The 260-nt window shown below is 28.1% G+C and carries 1 pseudogene; it reads left to right on the forward strand.

Going from position 1 to position 260, the window contains the following annotated elements:
* Window positions 1-260: pseudogene (locus ACWA1B_RS22975) on the forward strand (TetR/AcrR family transcriptional regulator); the annotation flags it as partial.

Consider the following 260-nt stretch of genomic DNA (forward strand, 5'->3'; position numbering starts at 1 on the left):
TTTGAGATTAGAGAAATGTTTCGTGACATGTTTAAAAACAATATTGATACTTCTCCAATTTATCAGTTAAAAAAACATTATCCGGAGATTTATCAGAACATCTTATCGTACGAAATCGATCAGTGTACCCAGCTTTTTAGAGATAATATTGAAAAAGGAATTCGAGAAGGTCTTTATAGAAGTGATTTAAACATAGAGATTTATGTTAAATTTTATTACACTCTAGTTTTTCATATAAACGAAAATACGGTTTCTGAAAG

Source organism: Flavobacterium xizangense (assembly GCF_054075145.1).